This is a genomic window from Bacillus sp. FSL L8-0528, assembly GCF_038593085.1.
GTDB lineage: Bacteria > Bacillota > Bacilli > Bacillales > Bacillaceae > Bacillus > Bacillus paralicheniformis.
The window spans coordinates 2,323,465-2,342,103 of sequence record NZ_CP151961.1; the positions used below are offsets into that span (position 1 = coordinate 2,323,465).

At 47.8% G+C, this 18,639-nt stretch carries 18 protein-coding genes; 1 reads left to right on the top strand and 17 read right to left on the bottom strand.

Annotated elements, in window-relative coordinates; all coding sequences use genetic code 11:
• Positions 1-35 precede the first annotated feature (35 nt).
• Positions 36-2,711, top strand: coding sequence for a PBP1A family penicillin-binding protein (locus MHI30_RS11735; RefSeq protein WP_075754155.1), 2,676 nt, complete (start codon positions 36-38; stop codon positions 2,709-2,711).
• 20 nt (positions 2,712-2,731) lie between these two features.
• Here the strand turns inward: MHI30_RS11735 and MHI30_RS11740 are convergent, their stop codons facing one another.
• The 17 genes from MHI30_RS11740 to dapB all read right to left on the bottom strand — a co-directional run bounded on the left by MHI30_RS11740 (position 2,732) and on the right by dapB (position 18,630).
• Positions 2,732-3,196 carry a YpoC family protein gene (locus MHI30_RS11740; RefSeq protein ID WP_202615188.1) on the bottom strand — a complete coding sequence of 155 codons (465 nt, stop codon included), beginning with the start codon at positions 3,194-3,196 and terminating at the stop codon, positions 2,732-2,734.
• A 35-nt stretch (positions 3,197-3,231) separates the two neighbouring features.
• Positions 3,232-3,894, bottom strand: a complete 663-nt coding sequence (gene nth, locus MHI30_RS11745) for an endonuclease III (protein ID WP_023857420.1) — start codon at positions 3,892-3,894, stop codon at positions 3,232-3,234.
• A 16-nt stretch (positions 3,895-3,910) separates the two neighbouring features.
• Complete coding sequence (locus MHI30_RS11750; RefSeq protein ID WP_020451923.1) at positions 3,911-4,609, bottom strand: DnaD domain protein; 699 nt, start codon at positions 4,607-4,609, stop codon at positions 3,911-3,913.
• A 74-nt stretch (positions 4,610-4,683) separates the two neighbouring features.
• Positions 4,684-5,976, bottom strand: coding sequence for an asparagine--tRNA ligase (asnS, locus tag MHI30_RS11755; protein ID WP_020451924.1), 1,293 nt, complete (start codon positions 5,974-5,976; stop codon positions 4,684-4,686).
• A gap of 148 nt (positions 5,977-6,124) precedes the next feature.
• Positions 6,125-7,309 carry a pyridoxal phosphate-dependent aminotransferase gene (locus MHI30_RS11760; protein ID WP_023857423.1) on the bottom strand — a complete coding sequence of 395 codons (1,185 nt, stop codon included), beginning with the start codon at positions 7,307-7,309 and terminating at the stop codon, positions 6,125-6,127.
• A 21-nt stretch (positions 7,310-7,330) separates the two neighbouring features.
• Positions 7,331-7,816, bottom strand: a complete 486-nt coding sequence (gene tseB / locus MHI30_RS11765) for a cell wall elongation/penicillin-binding protein regulator TseB (RefSeq protein ID WP_020451926.1) — start codon at positions 7,814-7,816, stop codon at positions 7,331-7,333.
• 9 nt (positions 7,817-7,825) lie between these two features.
• Positions 7,826-7,996, bottom strand: coding sequence for a YpmA family protein (locus tag MHI30_RS11770; RefSeq protein WP_003182913.1), 171 nt, complete (start codon positions 7,994-7,996; stop codon positions 7,826-7,828).
• Positions 7,997-8,148: 152 nt separating this feature from the next.
• Complete coding sequence (gene dinG / locus MHI30_RS11775; protein WP_075754151.1) at positions 8,149-10,941, bottom strand: ATP-dependent DNA helicase DinG; 2,793 nt, start codon at positions 10,939-10,941, stop codon at positions 8,149-8,151.
• A gap of 122 nt (positions 10,942-11,063) precedes the next feature.
• Positions 11,064-11,447 carry an aspartate 1-decarboxylase gene (panD, locus tag MHI30_RS11780; protein WP_003182918.1) on the bottom strand — a complete coding sequence of 128 codons (384 nt, stop codon included), beginning with the start codon at positions 11,445-11,447 and terminating at the stop codon, positions 11,064-11,066.
• Positions 11,447-12,313: a pantoate--beta-alanine ligase gene (gene panC, locus MHI30_RS11785; protein WP_075754149.1), complete on the bottom strand. Its 867-nt coding sequence runs from the start codon at positions 12,311-12,313 to the stop codon at positions 11,447-11,449. The genes panD and panC overlap by 1 nt, the downstream gene beginning before the upstream one ends.
• Positions 12,314-12,315: 2 nt before the next feature.
• Entirely contained in the window at positions 12,316-13,149 is an 834-nt protein-coding gene (gene panB / locus MHI30_RS11790) for a 3-methyl-2-oxobutanoate hydroxymethyltransferase (RefSeq protein WP_075754148.1), read from the bottom strand.
• Positions 13,150-13,397: 248 nt separating this feature from the next.
• Complete coding sequence (locus MHI30_RS11795; RefSeq protein ID WP_075754146.1) at positions 13,398-14,381, bottom strand: biotin--[acetyl-CoA-carboxylase] ligase; 984 nt, start codon at positions 14,379-14,381, stop codon at positions 13,398-13,400.
• Positions 14,366-15,559, bottom strand: coding sequence for a CCA tRNA nucleotidyltransferase (locus MHI30_RS11800; RefSeq protein ID WP_075754144.1), 1,194 nt, complete (start codon positions 15,557-15,559; stop codon positions 14,366-14,368). Before MHI30_RS11800 ends, MHI30_RS11795 begins: the two co-directional genes overlap by 16 nt.
• The gene (gene bshA / locus MHI30_RS11805) at positions 15,519-16,700 is read right to left on the bottom strand and encodes an N-acetyl-alpha-D-glucosaminyl L-malate synthase BshA (RefSeq protein WP_075754142.1); all 1,182 of its coding nucleotides are present in this window, start codon (positions 16,698-16,700) and stop codon (positions 15,519-15,521) included. The genes MHI30_RS11800 and bshA overlap by 41 nt, the downstream gene beginning before the upstream one ends.
• Entirely contained in the window at positions 16,700-17,407 is a 708-nt protein-coding gene (gene bshB1, locus MHI30_RS11810) for a bacillithiol biosynthesis deacetylase BshB1 (RefSeq protein ID WP_252606951.1), read from the bottom strand. Before bshB1 ends, bshA begins: the two co-directional genes overlap by 1 nt.
• Complete coding sequence (gene mgsA, locus MHI30_RS11815; RefSeq protein WP_075754138.1) at positions 17,394-17,807, bottom strand: methylglyoxal synthase; 414 nt, start codon at positions 17,805-17,807, stop codon at positions 17,394-17,396. Before mgsA ends, bshB1 begins: the two co-directional genes overlap by 14 nt.
• Positions 17,808-17,826: 19 nt before the next feature.
• The gene (dapB, locus tag MHI30_RS11820; RefSeq protein ID WP_075754136.1) at positions 17,827-18,630 is read right to left on the bottom strand and encodes a 4-hydroxy-tetrahydrodipicolinate reductase; all 804 of its coding nucleotides are present in this window, start codon (positions 18,628-18,630) and stop codon (positions 17,827-17,829) included.
• Between the last annotated feature and the right edge of the window lie 9 nt (positions 18,631-18,639).

The following is an 18,639-nucleotide window of genomic DNA, read 5'->3' on the forward strand; positions in this document are numbered from 1 at the left end:
AGCGGAAAGGTTTAACTACGAAAGGTTGAGATGTTATGTCAGATCAATTTAACAGCCGCCAGGAACGGCGAAAAGCCCAGCAGGGCAAAAGCAGGTCTAATACTCATTCTAAACCCAAGAAAAAGAAAAAAGCAGGATTGTTTAAGAAAATTCTTTTATCTATTTTAATCATCGGTGTTATCGGCTTGATTGCCGGGGGCGTCACTTTTGCGGTGATGGTAGCGGACTCCCCGTCCCTTGATGAAGCAAAACTGAAAACACCGTACTCTTCCACCGTCTATGACAAAAACGGAAAAGAAATCGCCGAAATCGGTTCGGAAAAGCGGACGTACGTGTCGATTAAAGATATACCGGATTCCGTCAAAAACGCATTTCTTGCAACGGAAGACGCGCGTTTCTATGACCACCACGGCGTCGATCCGATCCGGATCGGAGGAGCGCTTCTGGCAAACTTCGAAGGCGGATTCGGTTCTGAAGGCGGAAGTACGATCACACAGCAGGTCGTCAAAAACTCCCTTCTGTCACATGAAAAAACGCTGAAACGGAAAGTCCAGGAAGTCTGGCTGTCGTTCCAGCTCGAAAGAAAATACTCAAAAGACGAAATTCTTGAAATGTATTTAAACCGGATTTACTTCTCTCCGCAGGCCTACGGTGTCGGAAAAGCGGCTGAGCAGTTCTACGGGGTTACAGATCTAAACGACTTAACGGTCGAGCAGGCCGCAACGCTTGCCGGCATGCCGCAAAGCCCGAATAACTACAACCCGATCAAACATCCGGAAAAAGCCGAGAAACGGCGCAACGTCGTGCTGAGCCTGATGAATAAACACGGCTTTATCTCTGACGCAGAGTACAACAAAGCGAAAAAAGTAGCCGTCACAAAAGGCCTTGTCTCTCCGAAGGAGTACGCAAAATCAACGTCCAACAAATACAGCGCGTTTATCGAGCAGGCCGTCGCTGAAGTGAAAGAAAAAGCGAACGTCACTCCGGGAACGGACGGACTGAAAATTTACACGACGATTGATACAGACGCCCAGGATTATGTGGATGAGCTGATGGACGGCGATTCGATCCAGTATACTGAAAAAATGCAGGCCGGCCTCACCCTGCTTGATACGAAGACCGGAGAAATCCGCGCGCTCGGCGGCGGACGCGACCGGAAAGCAGGCGACTTTAACTATGCAGTAGATACGAAACGTCAGCCTGGTTCAACGATTAAGCCGATCCTTGACTACGGCCCTGTCATTGAGAACAAGAAGTGGTCGACGTATGAACAGATTAAAGATGAAGCATACACATATTCAACCGGAGATCCGATTAACAACTATGACAGAAAACACAGAGGCTGGATATCGATGAGAGAGGCACTTGTCGATTCTCGAAACGTTCCAGCTTTGAAAGCATTCCAGGCAGCCGGAAAAGACAATATTGTAAAATTCGCAGGCAACCTTGGTCTTAACATAAATTCAGATGATTTAGTGGAAGCTTACGCAATCGGCGGCTTCGGAAACGGTGTGTCGCCTCTGCAAATGGCCGGAGCGTACAGCGCCTTCGGGAACAACGGCTACTATAATGAGCCGCATACCGTTACCGCTGTGGAATTCAATGACGGCACAAAGCTTGATTTGACGCCTGAATCAAAGGCAGCCATGAGCGATTATACCGCATTTATGATAACGGATATGCTGAAAAGCGCTGTTCAGCGAGGAACAGGAACAGCCGCACAAGTCAATGGCGTTACTGTAGCAGGTAAAACGGGTACGACGAACTTTACCGAGGACGACATTAGAAAACACGGCATAAGTCGAAACGGAGCAAGGGATTCATGGTTCGTCGGCTATACGCCGCAATATACGGCAGCGGTCTGGACCGGTAAAGAAGGCTTTAATTCGCTGAGCGTAAACGAACAGCAAGTCGCTAAGCTCCTGTTCAAAAAACTGATTGCCAAGGTGGACAACGGCAGCGGCTCATTTGAAAAGCCTGACAGCGTCGTTGAAGCGACCGTTCTAAAAGGCTCGAACCCGCCGGTGCTCGCCAGCAGCAACACGCCTAGCGATAAAAAAGTCACTGAGTACTTTGTAAAAGGCACACAGCCGACGACCGTTTCGAAAAAATATGAGGAAAAAGAAGATGCCGAGAAGCCGACAGGTTTGAGCGCAGAATATGATGAAGCATCAAAGAGCATCAAGCTTTCATGGTCATATTCCGGAGACGGTGATGTATCCTTTAAAGTCAAACAATCTGTTGACGGAGGCGGATACAGCGAAATTCAAAGCAGTAGCGCGAAAGAAGCCGTCATACCGAATGCAAAAGAAGGATCCGTCTACAGATTCCAAGTCACGGCCGTTACTGAAAATGGCGAAAGCGACCCTGCTTCTGTGACGCTTAAAGTCAACGCGGCTGAAGATGATGAGTCAAAAGCGGACGATGAAAAGAAAGACGAGGATGACGAGAAGAAGCAGGATGCTGATGCTGATGATGATCAGGACAAAGACAAACAAAATAACGGCAACTCAAATCAGCCGGATGATCAAAATTCAGGCAATACGGATCAAAACAATCAAAATCCGGGAAATACAGACGGCAGAAAAGATGATGACGCCGATGATCAAAACAAAGATCAGAATAAAGACAAAAACAAAAACCCGGATCAAGACAGCAACACAGATGATCAACAAACAAATTCCAACGGTCAATCAACCGGCACCCATTAATCTAAAAAGCCACTCACAGTTTAGTGAGTGGCTTTTTTATGATTGATGGCAACATATTTATAAAATTGCTTTTTCATTTCCGTAAACAATTCGTCAAGCTGAATAAAACAATGATACTGCGTTGGTTTCTGGAGGATAAACTCGAGGCGTTCCGTCCAGTTCATCGGCTTGGCTCCAAAATCCTTACGGGTGATGATCTCCCAGTTGAGACTTTTGACGGGCTCCCCCATCGTCCAGTGGAGGCTTGCGATCAAGCAGCACACCCCGTTCAGCATATCATCCTGGCTGCACCTTGACTTTCTCGTTTTAAAGACGGGCAGAAGCTTTTCTTTTGTACGCTCCCAAACCGCAAACAGAAGCGGGACCCATTCTTCAGCATGCTCCCACGGCTTGTCCTCTTCTATGTCCTGAAAAAAATCATAGCAGAGCGGATTTTCCGAAAGAACGGCAAGCCTTTCGCCGGATTCCAGTCTTCTCTTCCGCAGCGTTTTTTCGTATTCGTCCAACAGTGAAACGCTTGTCACGGCAGCTTCACCAGCCCTTTTTTATATCGTTTTTGCCCTTCCCTGCACAGAGAAAACAACGGGCATTCTTCACATTTCGGCCTTTGCGCCTTGCAGTGATAGCGTCCGAAAAAGATCAGTCGATGATGAGTAACGGACCACTCTGATTCAGGCACTTTTTTCATCAGCGTCTTTTCGACTTCCGTGACCGAATCCTTCCATCTGCAAATGCCGAGCCTTTTTGAAACCCTTTCCACATGGGTGTCGACGGCAATGGCAGGAACACCGAATGCAACGGAAACGACGACATTGGCGGTTTTTCTCCCGACGCCCGGAAGTTTCACCAGCTCATCCCGGTCTTTCGGCACTTCACCGCCGTATTCTTCCAGCAGCATTTTGCAGAGCTTTTGAATATTTTTGGCTTTGTTCCGGTATAAGCCGATCGATTTGATATCTTGCTGCAGCTCTTCAAGCGGAACGGCAAGATAATCTTCAGGCTTTTTATATTTTTTGAAAAGCGTTTTCGTCACTTTATTGACAAGCGCGTCTGTGCACTGGGCCGATAAAGCGACGGCGATGACAAGTTCAAACGGATTGTCATGGACTAATTCGCATTCAGCATCCGGAAACATTTCACCGATTGTTTCTAAACAAAACTCGATCTGTTTTTTTGTCAGCATGTCTTCACCTTTCACTTTATTGTTCAAGCCAATTGTAAAAAGGAACCTGTCTTGTATACTCCTTTTGCTCACTTTGCCGCGGAGCGGTCTTCCGCCTGAATCTTTGGCTGTAGTTTGCGGCTTGTTCGACTGTTGAAATGCCGTTTTTCTTCCACTCAAACAAAATCCGGTCAATGTAGCGGAAATTTAGTTTTCCTGATATGACGGCTTCTTTGAGAGCTTGTTTGATCAGCTGTGCATCGTGATGATCCTGGTCAAGCCAGATGCTGAGCGTCTCGCATTCCAGCGGAGACAGCGGCCGCGCAAATTCTTCTTCAAAGATCGTATAAAGGCTCTTCTCTTCGCCTTCATTCTGTTCGGCGAGTTGCTTCTGCTCGTCCATTTCAAGATGCTCAAACAGCTTGCCCCAGAGAGGTTCGAGCGAATACTTTTCAAACTTAATGCCGTTCTGGTCTTCGCATTCTTCTATATAGATGAAGCCTTTTTGAATGAACATTCTCAGCATGTTCATACATTGTTCGGTTTCAATCGACATCGTCTTGCTTAATTCCTCCGGGGTCGGAAAAAATGAACCTCTCTCAACATGCATTTTAATGTTTAAGAGCAGCATGAATTCTGTCTCGTTTAAGCCAAGCTCCCGGTAGTTTAAAAAAAGCAGATTCGGAATGGTGACAGATCCCATCTCCTGCATCTTAATAAAGTGCTGTTTTTTCATTCGATACACCTCTTACCTTCCAGTATATCATGGATGACTGTGAAAAAGTCTCCTGCAATCAGGAGACTTTTTTCTTAAGGATATAAGCGATTTAATAGTCTTGGGAACGGAATCGTTTCGCGGACGTGCGGAGAGCCGCAGATCCAGGCAACCGTCCGTTCGAGTCCGAGTCCGAATCCTGAATGCGGAACTGATCCGTATTTTCTCAGCTCTGCATACCATTGATAAGCATCCGATTCTAAACCGTGCTCTTTCAGGCGTGCTTCGAGAAGCTCAAGATCATGGATCCGTTCAGATCCGCCGATAATCTCACCGTAGCCTTCAGGCGCAATCAAGTCAGCGCACAATACGACATCTTCCCTGTCAGGGGCAGGCTGCATATAAAACGGCTTTAATGATGTCGGATAGTGTGTAATAAATACCGGCTTGTCATAGCTTTCGGCAATCGCCGTTTCGTGAGGAGCGCCGAAATCATCGCCCCATTCAATATCGTCAAAGCCTTTCTCTTTTAAGAACTGAATCGCTTCATCATACGTGATTCTTGGAAAAGGCGCTTTGATAAGCTCCAGTTTGGAAGTGTCTCTGCCGAGCGTATTCAGTTCAATTTTGCAGTTTTCAAGCACGCTTTGAACGATAAAAGAGACATAGTTCTCTTGAACTTCAAGATTTTCATTGAATTCGACAAACGCCATTTCCGGTTCGATCATCCAGAATTCAATCAGATGGCGCTTTGTTTTTGATTTCTCGGCTCTGAAAGTCGGCCCGAATGAAAAGACTTTTCCTAAAGCCATTGCAGCAGCTTCCATGTAAAGCTGGCCGCTTTGCGAAAGGTAGGCATCTTCGTCAAAATACTTTGTCGCAAAAAGCTCTGTCGTTCCTTCAGGTGCGCTTCCCGTCAAAATCGGAGGATCGACTTTAACAAAGCCTTCCTTATTGAAAAATTCGTATGTAGCGCGAATGATTTCATTGCGGATTTTCATCGTTGCGTGCTGCCGTTTTGAACGGAGCCACAAATGTCTGTGATCCATCAAAAATTCTGTTCCGTGTTCTTTTGGTGTAATCGGATAATCTGTTGCTTCATGGATGACTTCAAGCGATGTGACAGCAAGCTCGTAGCCGAGTGGCGAACGCTCGTCTTCTTTGACGACGCCTTTTACATATAGCGATGTTTCCTGTGTGACAGATTTAGCGGCTTGAAATGTTTCTTCGTCCACTTCCGCTTTGACGACGACTCCTTGGATAAAGCCTGTCCCGTCTCTAAGCTGCAAAAACGCAATTTTGCCGCTTGAGCGTTTGTTGGCGATCCAAGCGCCGATTGTTACTTCTTCACCAACATGCTTGTACACTTGGTTTATTGTTGTTTTCACTATCGTTTCCCTCCAAAACACGAAAGAATTCGGTTAAGCCCTCATTCTTTCTGACGTCCATAACGTATATTATACCTTTTTTGATTCGATCAGGTCAATGCAGCTTGCGTGCATGCAAAAAGCGTCCAGCTGCGGACGCTTTCTGCTTCTAGCGGCTTCGATTCACGACAAAGCGGCGAATCCGTGCGACCGCTTCTTCCAAAAGTGACAGGGATGTCGCATACGACAGACGGATGTTGTCCGGTGCGCCGAACCCTGAACCGGGAACGATCGCAACCTTTTCTTCTTCCAAAAGCGCTTCAGCGAATTCATCAACGCTTGAAAAGCCGCACGATTCTGCCGCTTTTTTTGCATTCGGGAACAAGTAGAAGGCCCCTTCAGGCTTCAGGCATGTCAATCCCGGAATGTCAACAAGCAGTTCATACACCTTGTTCAGCCGGTCTTCAAAAGCTTTTCTCATCTCTTCAACAGGCTCGTTTGGTCCATTGTAAGCGGCAATGGCTCCGTATTGTGCGACAGATGTCGGATTTGACGTGCTGTGGCTGGCAAGGTTCGTCATCGCCTTAATGATCGGTTCGCTGCCTGCCGCATACCCGATTCTCCAGCCGGTCATGCTGTGTGACTTGGAAACCCCGTTGATGATTACGGTTTGATTTTTAAGTTCTGGAGAAAGCTGTGCAATGGATACATGTTTTTTTCCGCCGTAAATCAGCTTTTCATATATTTCATCAGATACGATTAGAATGTTGCGGCGAAGGCATACTTCACCGAGCGCTTTGAGCTCTTCTTCCGTATACATCATGCCTGTCGGATTGCTTGGGGAATTGATGATCACAGCCTTCGTTTTTTCCGTGACGGCTTTTTCAAGCTGCTCCGGAGAAATTTTGAAGCTGTTTTCCTCAAGGCCTTCCACAAATACCGGTTTGCCGCCTGCAAGCTTGACTTGTTCAGGATAGCTGACCCAGTACGGAGTCGGAATAATCACTTCGTCCCCTTCGTCGAGGAGCACTTGAAATAGGGTGTAAAGAGCATGCTTTGCACCTGTGCACACGATAACTTCAGATTGGCGGTACTCGATTCCCTGATCGCGCTTGAATTTTTCGCGGATGCTGTCTTTCAGCGCCGCAAGACCTCCGGAAGGCGTGTATTTGGTATGTCCTTCATTCATCGAACGGACAGCCGCCTCAATGATGTGCTCAGGCGTATTAAAATCCGGTTCACCCGCCCCAAGACCGATGACGTCGTGCCCTGCCGCTTTTAAATCTTTTGCTTTTGCAGTGATTGCCAATGTTGCAGATGGTGTTAACGCTGATACTCTTTTAGCTAGATTCAACTCGATTTCCCCCTGTTTCGTCTAAGGCGTAATATTTTTGTGAATTTTTCCGTTTATAAAGTCCACATAGCTTAAACTGTACTGCCCATCTTTATTTAAGTATGTAACTTCCCACAATAGAACATTGCCTTCCCTTGCAAGGTGCACCTCTTTAAGCTCAGACACAAGGCCTTCATCCTGAACCGCTTTTGAAGCCTGGCGGCCGGTAATGCCGTCTGCCGCTTTTTTGTAAATCGTTTTCTGCTTTTTGTCAGCAGGCACCCAAACATACATTTTGCCGCCTTTTTTGTCCGTCCCTGTGACAATGTACTGCTTTTCTTTGCCGACAAACGTCTCCACGCTGTCAACTTGTTTTAAGCCTGCTTCCTGCTTGGCTGTTTCGGCAGCCTGCTCGTGGCCGCTTTCTTTCTGATCCATTGCCGTACGGTAGACATTCGCTCCCGCAAGAAGTGCTGTTAAAAAGATAATACCAAATATCAGTATGAAAATTAATGTTTTTTTGCCCATTTTCTGCTCCTAAGTACGATAAATCGTAAAAATGGCCTGTTTTTGATCTTCTTCATCGAGAGCGAGGCCGAACATGAGATCATCGCGTTTGAGCGTGCGGTTCAAAAGGTCGACGATTTTATACAGGTCTTCTGAATGCTCGACGCTTACGGTAGATAAAATTTCGATTTTGTTTTCCATTTTTCAAATACCTCCGAACGAAACAATAATTGTAATTCATACTCTTTGTGCCTAAAGCCATACTAGTTGTTACAACGGGATAACCGTTTAAATAAACAGCCTAAAAAATAAAACCTTAATCCACACCATTTAAGAGCCGCTTTATGCGGCTTTTAGCCGTTTTTCCCGGCTATGTAGGCTTCAAGCTCAAGGAATGCAGGCTCCATGACTTTTGCAGGGGGCAGAGCCTTCATAAACACCGTGCCGTAGGAAGAGGTTCGGATGCGGCGGTCGAGAATCACGACCGTTCCGCTGTCTTTCTCCGAGCGGAGCAGCCTGCCGATCCCCTGCCTGAATGCCAGGACAGCTTCCGGCAGAGATACCGCTTGAAACGGGCTTTCTCCCCTTCTCTTTGCCCGGTCGCACTTGGCTGATTCAACAGGGTGGTCAGGCGGCCTGAACGGCAGCCTTGCGATGACAAGCGTCGTCAGCTCGTCACCCGGAAAGTCAACGCCCTCCCAAAAATGGTTCGTTCCGAGAAGAACCGCATGGGGATACGATCTAAACAATTTCATGACCTTGACGGGGCTTCCTCCGGAAATCCCCTGCGCAAGGAGCGGACAAGGAAAGTCTTCCTCGTGTTTTATTGCATGGTAGACGTCTCGCAGCATATCATGAGACGTAAACAGGACGAGCACTTTGGCATTTTTCTGTTTTGCAAGCGCCTTGACATAACGCGAGACATCTTGAATATAGTCTTCAGGATCGTTTTGAATCGGGCTGACATCCGTCGGAATCATGATGTTCATATGCTTATCATAAGAAAAAGGCGCCTCGATTTGCAAGGTCCTCGGATAGAAATCGCTTAAACCGAGCTTATTGATCATATAGTCAAATGAGTTCTCGACGACAAGCGTCCCCGATGTGAGCACAACGCTTTTTTTCTCGGTGAAAAACCGGTCGGCCAGAATTTCGCTTGTATCAAGCGGCTGAGCGTAAATGGCCGCGGCGTTTTTTGCTCCTTTCGCGTCAATTTCAATCCAGACGACCTCATCTTCGACAGGGTCAAACATCAAGCGGGCGAGCGTCTTTCGATATTCTTCAAGGTCGTTCATGCATGAATCGTATTCGTCTATCAAAAACGCCTGACGGCTGGTGAAAAAAGCCTGTTTTTCAGCGAGGCTTTTCTTTTGATCCGTAAAGAGCCGGTGCATGTCATACAGCATGGAACACAGTCTTCTCGCGCCTTCTTCAAGCCTGTTCCACGCCCTGCTTTCACCGGTTTCGCCGATCTTATATAAGAGACGGTTTAGATCGTTTCTTGGTTTCCTCCGCTTGACAAAAGAATGAACAGCCGTAAAGAAAAGATCACTTTCTTCAAGAAGCTGAGCGAGCCATTCGTCCATTTGGAAAAAAGATTCTGATGAAATGCCTGCGGACCGGTAGAGGCGTTCGGCTTTTTTTAAAATCCCCCTTTGCTTGAGGGTGCCGAGCCGCATCAACCTTTTATGAAGAAAGACATAGTCTGCTCTTGCTCCATACTGCTCGCCCGCCGCGCGTTCAAAGTGATGGGCTTCATCAATAACAAACGTATCGGCATCACCGGTATGAATTCGCTGATTGGCTTCGTCAGTCAACAGAAGCGCATGATTGGTAATGATCATATCAGCCTTCTGCGCCCGCGTTTTGGCTCTCTCATAAAAACACAATTTCCTTATGCTGCTGTTTTCTGCATATGAATGCGAATCATATGCCAGTCTGTCCCAGAGAAGCTTTCCGCCTGACGGAAGATTAATTTCCGATAAATCGCCCGTTTCTGTATCTGTCAGCCAGACGAGAATTTGCGCTTTTGCAAGGACGCTATCATAATTGTCATCATCTTCCTGTAAAATATGCTTGAACTTGCGAATGGATAAATAATGGGAGCGCCCCTTTAAAACCGCGGCTTTGACCGGGAAAGGAAAAATCTTTTCCAAAAGCGGGATATCGCGGTTAATCATCTGCTGCTGAAGCAATGTCGTATATGTGCTGATCACAACCGGCTTGCCTGTTTGCTTGGCATAGATTGCAGCCGGCACAAGATATCCGAGCGTTTTTCCGATTCCAGTGGCGGCTTCGATCAGAGCATGCTCATGATTTTGAAAAGCGGTCCAGACCTCCCGCATCATTTTCGTCTGTCCTTCTCTCTTGTCAAACCGGTCGTCCAATGAAGAAAGCCCGCCGTCTTTTTCCCAAATAAGCGGCTCTGTCTGCGGGATCCGGCTCTTATGACCGGCCTCTTCATCTTCGTCTTCAGGGGTCCTGATCACAAAGGAACCGACCTTCATAAAGCCTGCCTCAAGCTCAGCATCGGCGCCTTTTTCAGCAATCAAGCCGTCAAAAAGCTCCTGCGCGTCGCTGATCAAATGCCAGGATAGACGTCTGATCGATTTCAAAACAGGAATCGGCAGCCTTTTCAGTCTGTCCATCATATGTAAAAAGATCAAAGCGGTCACTTCTGCATCGCTGTCAGCCCTGTGCGGGTTTTCATGGCGAATCTGAAGCTCTTCGCTCAGTTCAGTTAATTTATAGCCGTCAAAACCCGGAAAAACGATTCTCGAAAGCTCAACCGTATCGAGAACGCTGCATTCAAGCTCACCAAAGCCGGCCTGCTGCAGCTCATGCTTTACAAAAGCAAGATCAAAATGAATGTTATGAGCGATAAAACAGCTGTCTTGAAGCAGCTCAAAAATATCTTTGGCAATCGCCGAAAATGGTTCTTCATTTTCAACCATTTCATTTGAAATTCCCGTCAGCTGCTCGATAAAAGCGGGAATCGGCTGATTGGGATTCACATATTTGGAGAAACGTTCGGTCATTTGTCCATTTTCAATCACAACCGCTGCAATTTGAATGATTCTGTCGCCTTTTTTCGGCGAATTCCCTGTCGTTTCCACATCAATGACCACATATCGTTGATTGTTCATTCAATGGACACCTCAATTTCGATACCTTCGACAAAAGTGTAACACGTTTTAGAAAGATGCGGGGGAAAAGCTTCACCTTCTGCTCTTTCTAACGATATGAAAGCCCCCTAAAGGCAAGGGGGCTACAAAATGGTACGGGCGGGCTCCTGACCCAGCATTTCCTCGATTTCGTTTCTCTCGTTCAAAACGGCAACCTTCGGCTTATGGGTCTTTGCCTCCTCTTCAGACATCATGGCATAAGAAACGATGATGACGACATCTCCCACCTGGACAAGGCGGGCGGCAGCTCCGTTTAAACAAACGACGCCGCTCCCCCTTTCACCGGGAATAATGTACGTTTCCAGCCGGGCCCCGTTATTATTATTTACAATTTGCACTTTTTCATTTGCCATCATTCCGACGGCATCCAGCAAATCTTCATCAATTGTCACGCTGCCGACGTAGTTCAAATTGGCTTCCGTCACTCTCGCTCTGTGAAGTTTTGCGCTCATTAACGTACGGTACATCATAAATCCTCCTTTTGATCTGCCGGGATATCGACGATGATATTATCAATTAAGCGGGCTTTGGAAAACTGAACGGCAACCGCTATGATGACTTTTCCAGTTAATGGCTCCCTGATCTCCAGATCGGGATATGAATAAATATCCGCATAATCAATGACACCGCTCGTTTTTTCAAGAATGCTCCGAACCTCTCGCTTAACAGCTTCCGCGTCCCTCTCTCCATCGCGGATCAGCTCGGCGCCGCGCTGAAGGGCTTGATAGAGAGCGGCTGCTTTCTGCCGTTCTTCTGCTCGCAGGTTGACATTTCTTGAGCTTTTGGCAAGCCCGTCTTCTTCCCGTTTTGTTTCAACCGGGATCAGCTCAATATCCATGAAAAAGTCGTTGATCAGCCCGTCGACCACGGCAACCTGCTGCGCATCCTTCATGCCAAAATAAACCCTTGTCGGAAAGGTGAGATTGAACAGCTTTGTGAGCACTGTTGCGACACCGTCGAAATGTCCTTCCCTTGAACGGCCGCAAAGGACGTCGGTCCGCTTTTTCACGCTTGCGGTAACCGTCGGCTCCTGGCCGTACATTTCTTCAGGCTCAGGAGTGAACAAAATGTCCACTCCGCCGTCGGCCGCAAGCTGCCGGTCCCTTTCGATATCTCTCGGGTACGCTTCATAGTCTTCACCCGGACCGAACTGCATAGGATTGACAAAAATGCTCATCACGACAATATCATTGTCTTTTCGCGCTTTTTCCACAAGCGACATATGGCCTTCATGAAGGAAGCCCATTGTCGGCACAAAACCGATCGTTTTGCCTTCTTTGCGATAATTTTTCGTTACATTTTGTATATCTTTTGCTGTATGGATCTGAATCATGCTTATTTCCCTCCGTATAATCCTTCAAGAACTTGCTGATCGATACGGAATGAATGAGCATCTTCAGGAAACACGCGGCTTCTGACATCCTCAACATATCCCCGAAGCGCTTTTTCAAGCGGCTGATCGATTTGCACATACTGTTTTACAAATTTAGGCGTCCGGCTCACTCCGTGTCCGACAACATCGTGGTAAACGAGAACTTGTCCGTCTGTACCGGGGCCTGCTCCAATGCCGATGACAGGAATCGTGAGCTCTTTTGAAATCTGTTCAGCGAGCGCTGCCGGGACGCATTCGAGAACGAGCGCAATTGCGCCTGCTTCTTCACAGCGCCTGCTGTCTTCAATCAGCTTGCGGGCGCTTTCTTCATCTTTCCCCTGAACTTTATAGCCTCCCAAGACACCGACGGATTGAGGAGTCAAGCCTAAGTGGCTGACAACAGGTATTCCGCCGCGTGTTAAAGCCGTGATCGTCTCAAACACACCGTCGCCGCCTTCAAGCTTCAAAGCATCGGCTCCGCTTTCCTGAACGATCGCCGCGGCATTATTCAGTGCGCTTTCCAAAGAGCAGTGATAAGACATAAACGGCATATCCGTCACAACAAACGTATCTTTTGCCCCGCGTTTGACGGCTTTTGTATGGTGGATCATATCAGCGACCGTCACAGATACGGTCGAATCAAGGCCGAGCACAACCATGCCGAGCGAATCGCCGACAAGAATCATATCGACGCCGGCCTGTTCGGCAAGCTTTGCCGCCGGATAATCGTAGGCCGTCAGCATGACGATCGGCTCTCCCTCTTGTTTCATTTTTAGAAAATCAATCTTTGTCTTCATGTTTTCTCCTCCTCTTTTTCAGAGGAGATGAGCTGCCGTGCTTGCATGTGCATCTTTTCGGACAGCAAAAAAACCTTCCGGCAAGGAGAAGGATTTCGAATCGTCCGTGTTCGGCAAGAATCATCCCTCTGTCCCAGTCCTTTTTGGATCAAGGCAGACTGTTTTTTATCAGTTGCATGTTTTCCAGGTGCAGTTCCTACAGGATACTGCCCATCCGAAGTATACCAAAAACGCATGGATCCTTCCAACTATGACGGATTTATATCGATATCGGCGGAGTATATTTTTTTGATGCCGTCACTCGTTTCCAGGATCAAGACGCCTTCTTCGTCTATTCCCAACGCTTTGCCGTGAAACGTTCCGTTCAGCGTCCTGGCCGTCAATTCGCGGTTCAGGCTCAAAGCGTAGCTCTCCCATAAAAGCTTGATCGGTTCGAAACCGTAGGCGTGATAGTCTTCATACCTTTTTTCAAATGTCGTCATTATCGTTTGAATCAAAGCTGCTCTGTCGATTTTTTCGCCGCTTGCGAGACGAAGGCTTGTCGCTGTTTCTTTTAATTCTTCGGGAAAGTCGCAAGCCATCTGATTGACGTTGATCCCCGTTCCGACGATGACAGAATGGACCTGATCGGCTTCCGCCTGCAGTTCGGTTAAGATCCCGACGACTTTTTTGCCGTTGATCAAAATATCGTTCGGCCATTTGATTTCGGCTGCGATGCCGGTTTGCTCTTCGACTGCCTGAACGATCGCGACTGCGGCTAAAAGCGTCAGCTGGGGCGTTTTTTGCACGGGCATTTCAGGTCTTAAAATGATGCTCATCCAAATGCCGTTTCCTTCCGGGGAATGCCATGCTCTCGCCATTCTTCCCCTTCCTTCAGTCTGCTTGTCGGCAACGATGATCGTTCCTTCCGGCGCACCGTTGTTTGCTAGCTCATGGGCAATTTTTTGAGTTGATGAGACGACATCCTGAAAATGGATGGTCTGTCCCATTTTTTTCGTTTTTAACCCGAGCCTGATTTCATCTTCGGTGATTTTATCAGGTTTTTTTATCATTTTATAGCCGAGCTTTCGGACCGCTTCAAGTTCATATCCCGATTTTCTCAGATCTTCGATATGCTTCCACACGGCGGTCCTTGAGCATCCGAGCTCTTCGCTGATTTTCTGGCCTGAAATGAATTCGCCGTCGGCCTCTGTAAACAATTGAATGAGTTTCTTTCTTAAATTTGACTGCATGAATCCAGCCACTCCTCTATGGCTTTTTTTTGATTGGCAAGCTCCCCGTTTAACACGGCCCGCTCAATCCGTTTCAAATCATCGGACACCCATTTCCCGGCCGGCTTCTTTCTGAAATTCAGCAAATCGCTTCCAGACACCGCCAGGTCTTTCAGGCTTTTAATCGGAAGCGCATGGTACGACTGTCTGATTTCAGCCAGCCGCTTTTCATCGATTGCCTGCTTGTCCCTTAAGCTGCGGATGGCGGAAGCGGACAGCAGCGTCTCTTCCCCCGCCTCATACATTGAGACGGCATCCCATTTTTGATCGATTCGCTCAGCCGTCAGGATCGCCTGTTTTATGACTTTCCCCGGAAGCTTCCACCCTTTTAAAAACCGGTGCGCTTCAGCGGGATCGATCGATATCATGTGAATGAAAGCCGCCCATATATCCGCTCTTTTTTGAAGTTGATAAAAAGGAAAAGCTCGGGCAGCTAGAACGCGCTCCTTTTTGCCGTCCAACCCCGGAAGCTCCTTGTAAAGCCCTGTTTCAGCCGCCGCTTCCAAAGCCCTGTCCGCTGCTTTTCCTTTTAACAGCTTTTCGAATTCAACCGTTTTCCGCTCTGTAGAAATATGAGCCAAGAGCAGACGGTTTTCGCAAATCGCCTTTTTTGTATTTGGAGAAAGCTCAAACTCGAGCTGACTCATAAAACGGAGCGCCCGCAGCATGCGAAGCGCATCTTCGTGAAAACGCTCCGCCGGGTCGCCGACCGTTTGAATCAATTTTTCCCGTATGTCGCGGAGTCCGCCGAAATAGTCGATCAGTCTCCCCTGTTCATCCATCGCCATGGCATTAATCGTCAAGTCCCGCCTCTTCAGGTCTTCCTTCAGCGATTTGATAAACTGAACGCCGCTCGGCCTTCTGTAATCCTCGTACTCAAGCTCTGCGCGAAAGGTCGTCACCTCATAAGATTCTCCCTCAAAGAGGACGATGATGGTTCCGTGTTCCTTTCCGACATCAACGGTTTTCGGAAAAATGGCTTCAATTTCTTCCGGGGATGCATCTGTAGCGATGTCAATATCACCGACATCCCGGTTCATTTGGGCATCCCTGACGGCTCCGCCTACAAAGTAGGCCTGCCGGCCGTGTTTTTTCAGCTCACGAAGGAGAGGAAGAGCCTTCAAAAAGAGATCCTCCATTGTCACACTCCCCTTCTGTTAATTGTTGATAAATTTCTTCATATTGCGCGATGATTTTACTGGAAGAAAAGCGCGCCTTGATGCTTTCTAGCGCCGCTTCCGCAAACTGGCGCTGCAGGCTTTCATCAGTCAGCAAATGGAGCGCCTTACGAGCTGCGCCTTCAATATCTCCTACATCGACCAAGTAACCGGATTTACCGTTTTTGATCACCTCGGGAATCCCTCCGATATTGGTGCCGATGCACGGAACGCCGCAGGCCATCGCCTCCAGCAGCACTAAACCGAAGCTTTCCTTCTCGGACAAAAGCAGCTTTAAATCGCTGATGGCGTAAAGCTCTTCTACGCTGTCCTGTTTGCCAAGGAAAAGAACGTCGTCTTTTAATCCGAGCTGCCTGACAAGCTGGCAGATCACGGTCATTTCCGGCCCGTCGCCGACGAGAATCAGCTTCGATTTCATTCGTTTGACAATGCGGCTGAAGACATGGATGACGTCCTGTACACGCTTCACCTGTCTGAAATTGGATACGTGGATGATCACTTTTTCATCAGGTGCGATGCCGTACTGCTCTTTCAGCGAATGATGCTCCTGCTTTTTTAAATACACGCGCTCATCCACAAAATTATAGATCGTTTCGATTTTTTTGTTCGGTCTGATCAAATCATACGTTTGCGCGGCAAGAGCTGAAGAAACCGCGGTTACGCGGTCAGACGACTCGATCGCAAACTTGATCAGGTCTTTTAAAGACGGATCATAGCCGAGAACGGTTATATCTGTGCCGTGCAGCGTTGTGACCGTTTTAATGTTTCCGTTCAGCATTTGCTTCGCTAAAAAAGCGGAAATCGCGTGAGGCACCGCGTAGTGGGCATGCAGAACATCAAGCTGTTCCCGCTTCGCCACCTCCGCCATTTTGCTGGCCAAAGCCAAATCATACGGCGGGTACTTAAACACGGCATATTGATTGACTTCGACTTCGTGAAAATAGATGTTGGAATACACTTTATTGAGCCTGTACGGAACACTTGATGTAATAAAATGAATTTCATGTCCTTTTTCCGCAAGGAGCTTGCCGAGCTCGGTAGCGATAATTCCTGATCCTCCGACACTCGGATAACATGTGATTCCGATTTTTAACTGTTTCATCATCCGCCCCCAAATAAATCGTTGTTTAACAGAAGAGTCCGCTTTGCAAAAAACCCTTCCGCGTATGCGACGCCGACCTCTTTTCCCAAAAGCTTTTCCCTTGCTTCGACCGTTTCAATATATCCGTTCGTCAGCGGTGTTTCAACCGACTGCCGGGAACGGATGAACTGGCTCTGATAAGCAGCAAGGCTTTCCTTTTTTTGATTGATCGTTTCGGAAATGTCGATGACAAATTCAGGTTTATGAAAACCGTTGATCATATAGTAGTACACGTTTTGGACTTTATGGGCCGGCTGTTTTTCTGCATCTTCATATTTATGTATACCAGCGGAAAAGACCGCTTCTTCGACGATTTCCGCTGCGTGCCCGTGATCGGGATGCCGGTCCTTTGGATAAGGGACAAAGACAAGCTTCGGTTTATGTTTCCGAATGACGGCAACAACGTCTCTGATCGCCGTCTGGCTGGGAAACAGCCCCCTGTCCGGCAGCGTGAGGGAAATCCGCGGACTGGCGCCGAGAATGTCGGCCGCCAGCGCCGCTTCGCTTTTTCTCGTTTCGACTGTTCCGTTTGAAGACAGTTCAGCCTGGGTTAAATCGCAGATTCCAATTTGAAAGCCTTTTTTAGTATATTTGGCAATGGTTCCTCCCATGCCGATTTCTACATCATCGCTGTGCGCACCGAAAGCCAGTATATCAAGCATCTCGATCCCCGCCGTGGACAATGTTTCTGAATTCAAATGCGCCTGCCTCGACAGATCGGATCAAGATTTCCGCCGTTCCCATGTTGGTGGCGAGCGGAATGGCGTAAACGTCAGACAAGCGGATAAGAGCTGACACATCAGGTTCGTGCGGCTGGGCCGTCAGTGGGTCTCTCAGAAAAATCACAAGGTCGATGTCATTTTTCGCGATCAAAGCGCCGATCTGCTGGTCTCCGCCAAGCGGTCCCGATTGAAAGCGCACGACGGGCAGCCCTGTCGCTTCGGTGATTTTTAAACCGGTCGTTCCTGTCGCAAACAGCTCATGCTTTTTTAAAATATCTTTATAAGCGGTTGTCAGCTGAATCATGTCCTGTTTTTTTCGGTCATGGGCAATTAAGGCGATTTTCAAAGCGATTTCCCCCTTTTTGTTACTCTATGATATTTTCAAGGCCGTAGACAAGCTGATCGATTTTCATCACTTGTTCAACAGCCAGTTTCACACCAGACATAAAAGATGCGCGGTTATATGAATCGTGACGGATTTTCAGGGTTTGGCCGTCTCCGCCGAACATCACTTCCTGATGGGCGATCAATCCCGGCAGACGAACGCTGTGGAGACGGATTCCGTTTTGATCGGCGCCTCTTGCCCCCGGCAGAATTTCTTTTTCATCCGGATGTCCCTGGGTTTTCGCTTCGCGAACAGCCGAAATCATTTCCGCCGTTTTCAAGGCCGTTCCGCTTGGCGCGTCAAGCTTTTGATCATGGTGCTGTTCAATGATTTCGACATCGGTAAAATAGTTGGCAGCCATTTGCGAAAACTTCATCATCAGCACGGCTCCGAGCGCGAAGTTTGGCGCGATGATGGCTCCGATCCCCTTCTCGTCGGTCAGTTCCATAAGCTCGTTCAAGTCGCTCTCAGAAAATCCTGTCGTTCCCACAACAGGACGGACGCCGTGCTCCAGCGCGATTTTTGTATGGAGCTTGCCGATTTCCGGCGTTGTCAAATCAATCAGAACGTCCGGAGCCGTTTCTGAAAAGCATTCGGTAATATCGGTGTAAATGACGGCATCTGAACTTGATATCATCACGTCTGACAGCTTTTCACGGTTATATGTACGGTCGATTGCACCGACAAGCTCAAAATGTGCGGTATCTTCAACAAGTTTGACCGCTTCGCTTCCCATTCTTCCGCGCGGTCCTGCTATTGCGATTTTAATGGTCTCCTTTTGCATCTTAATTCT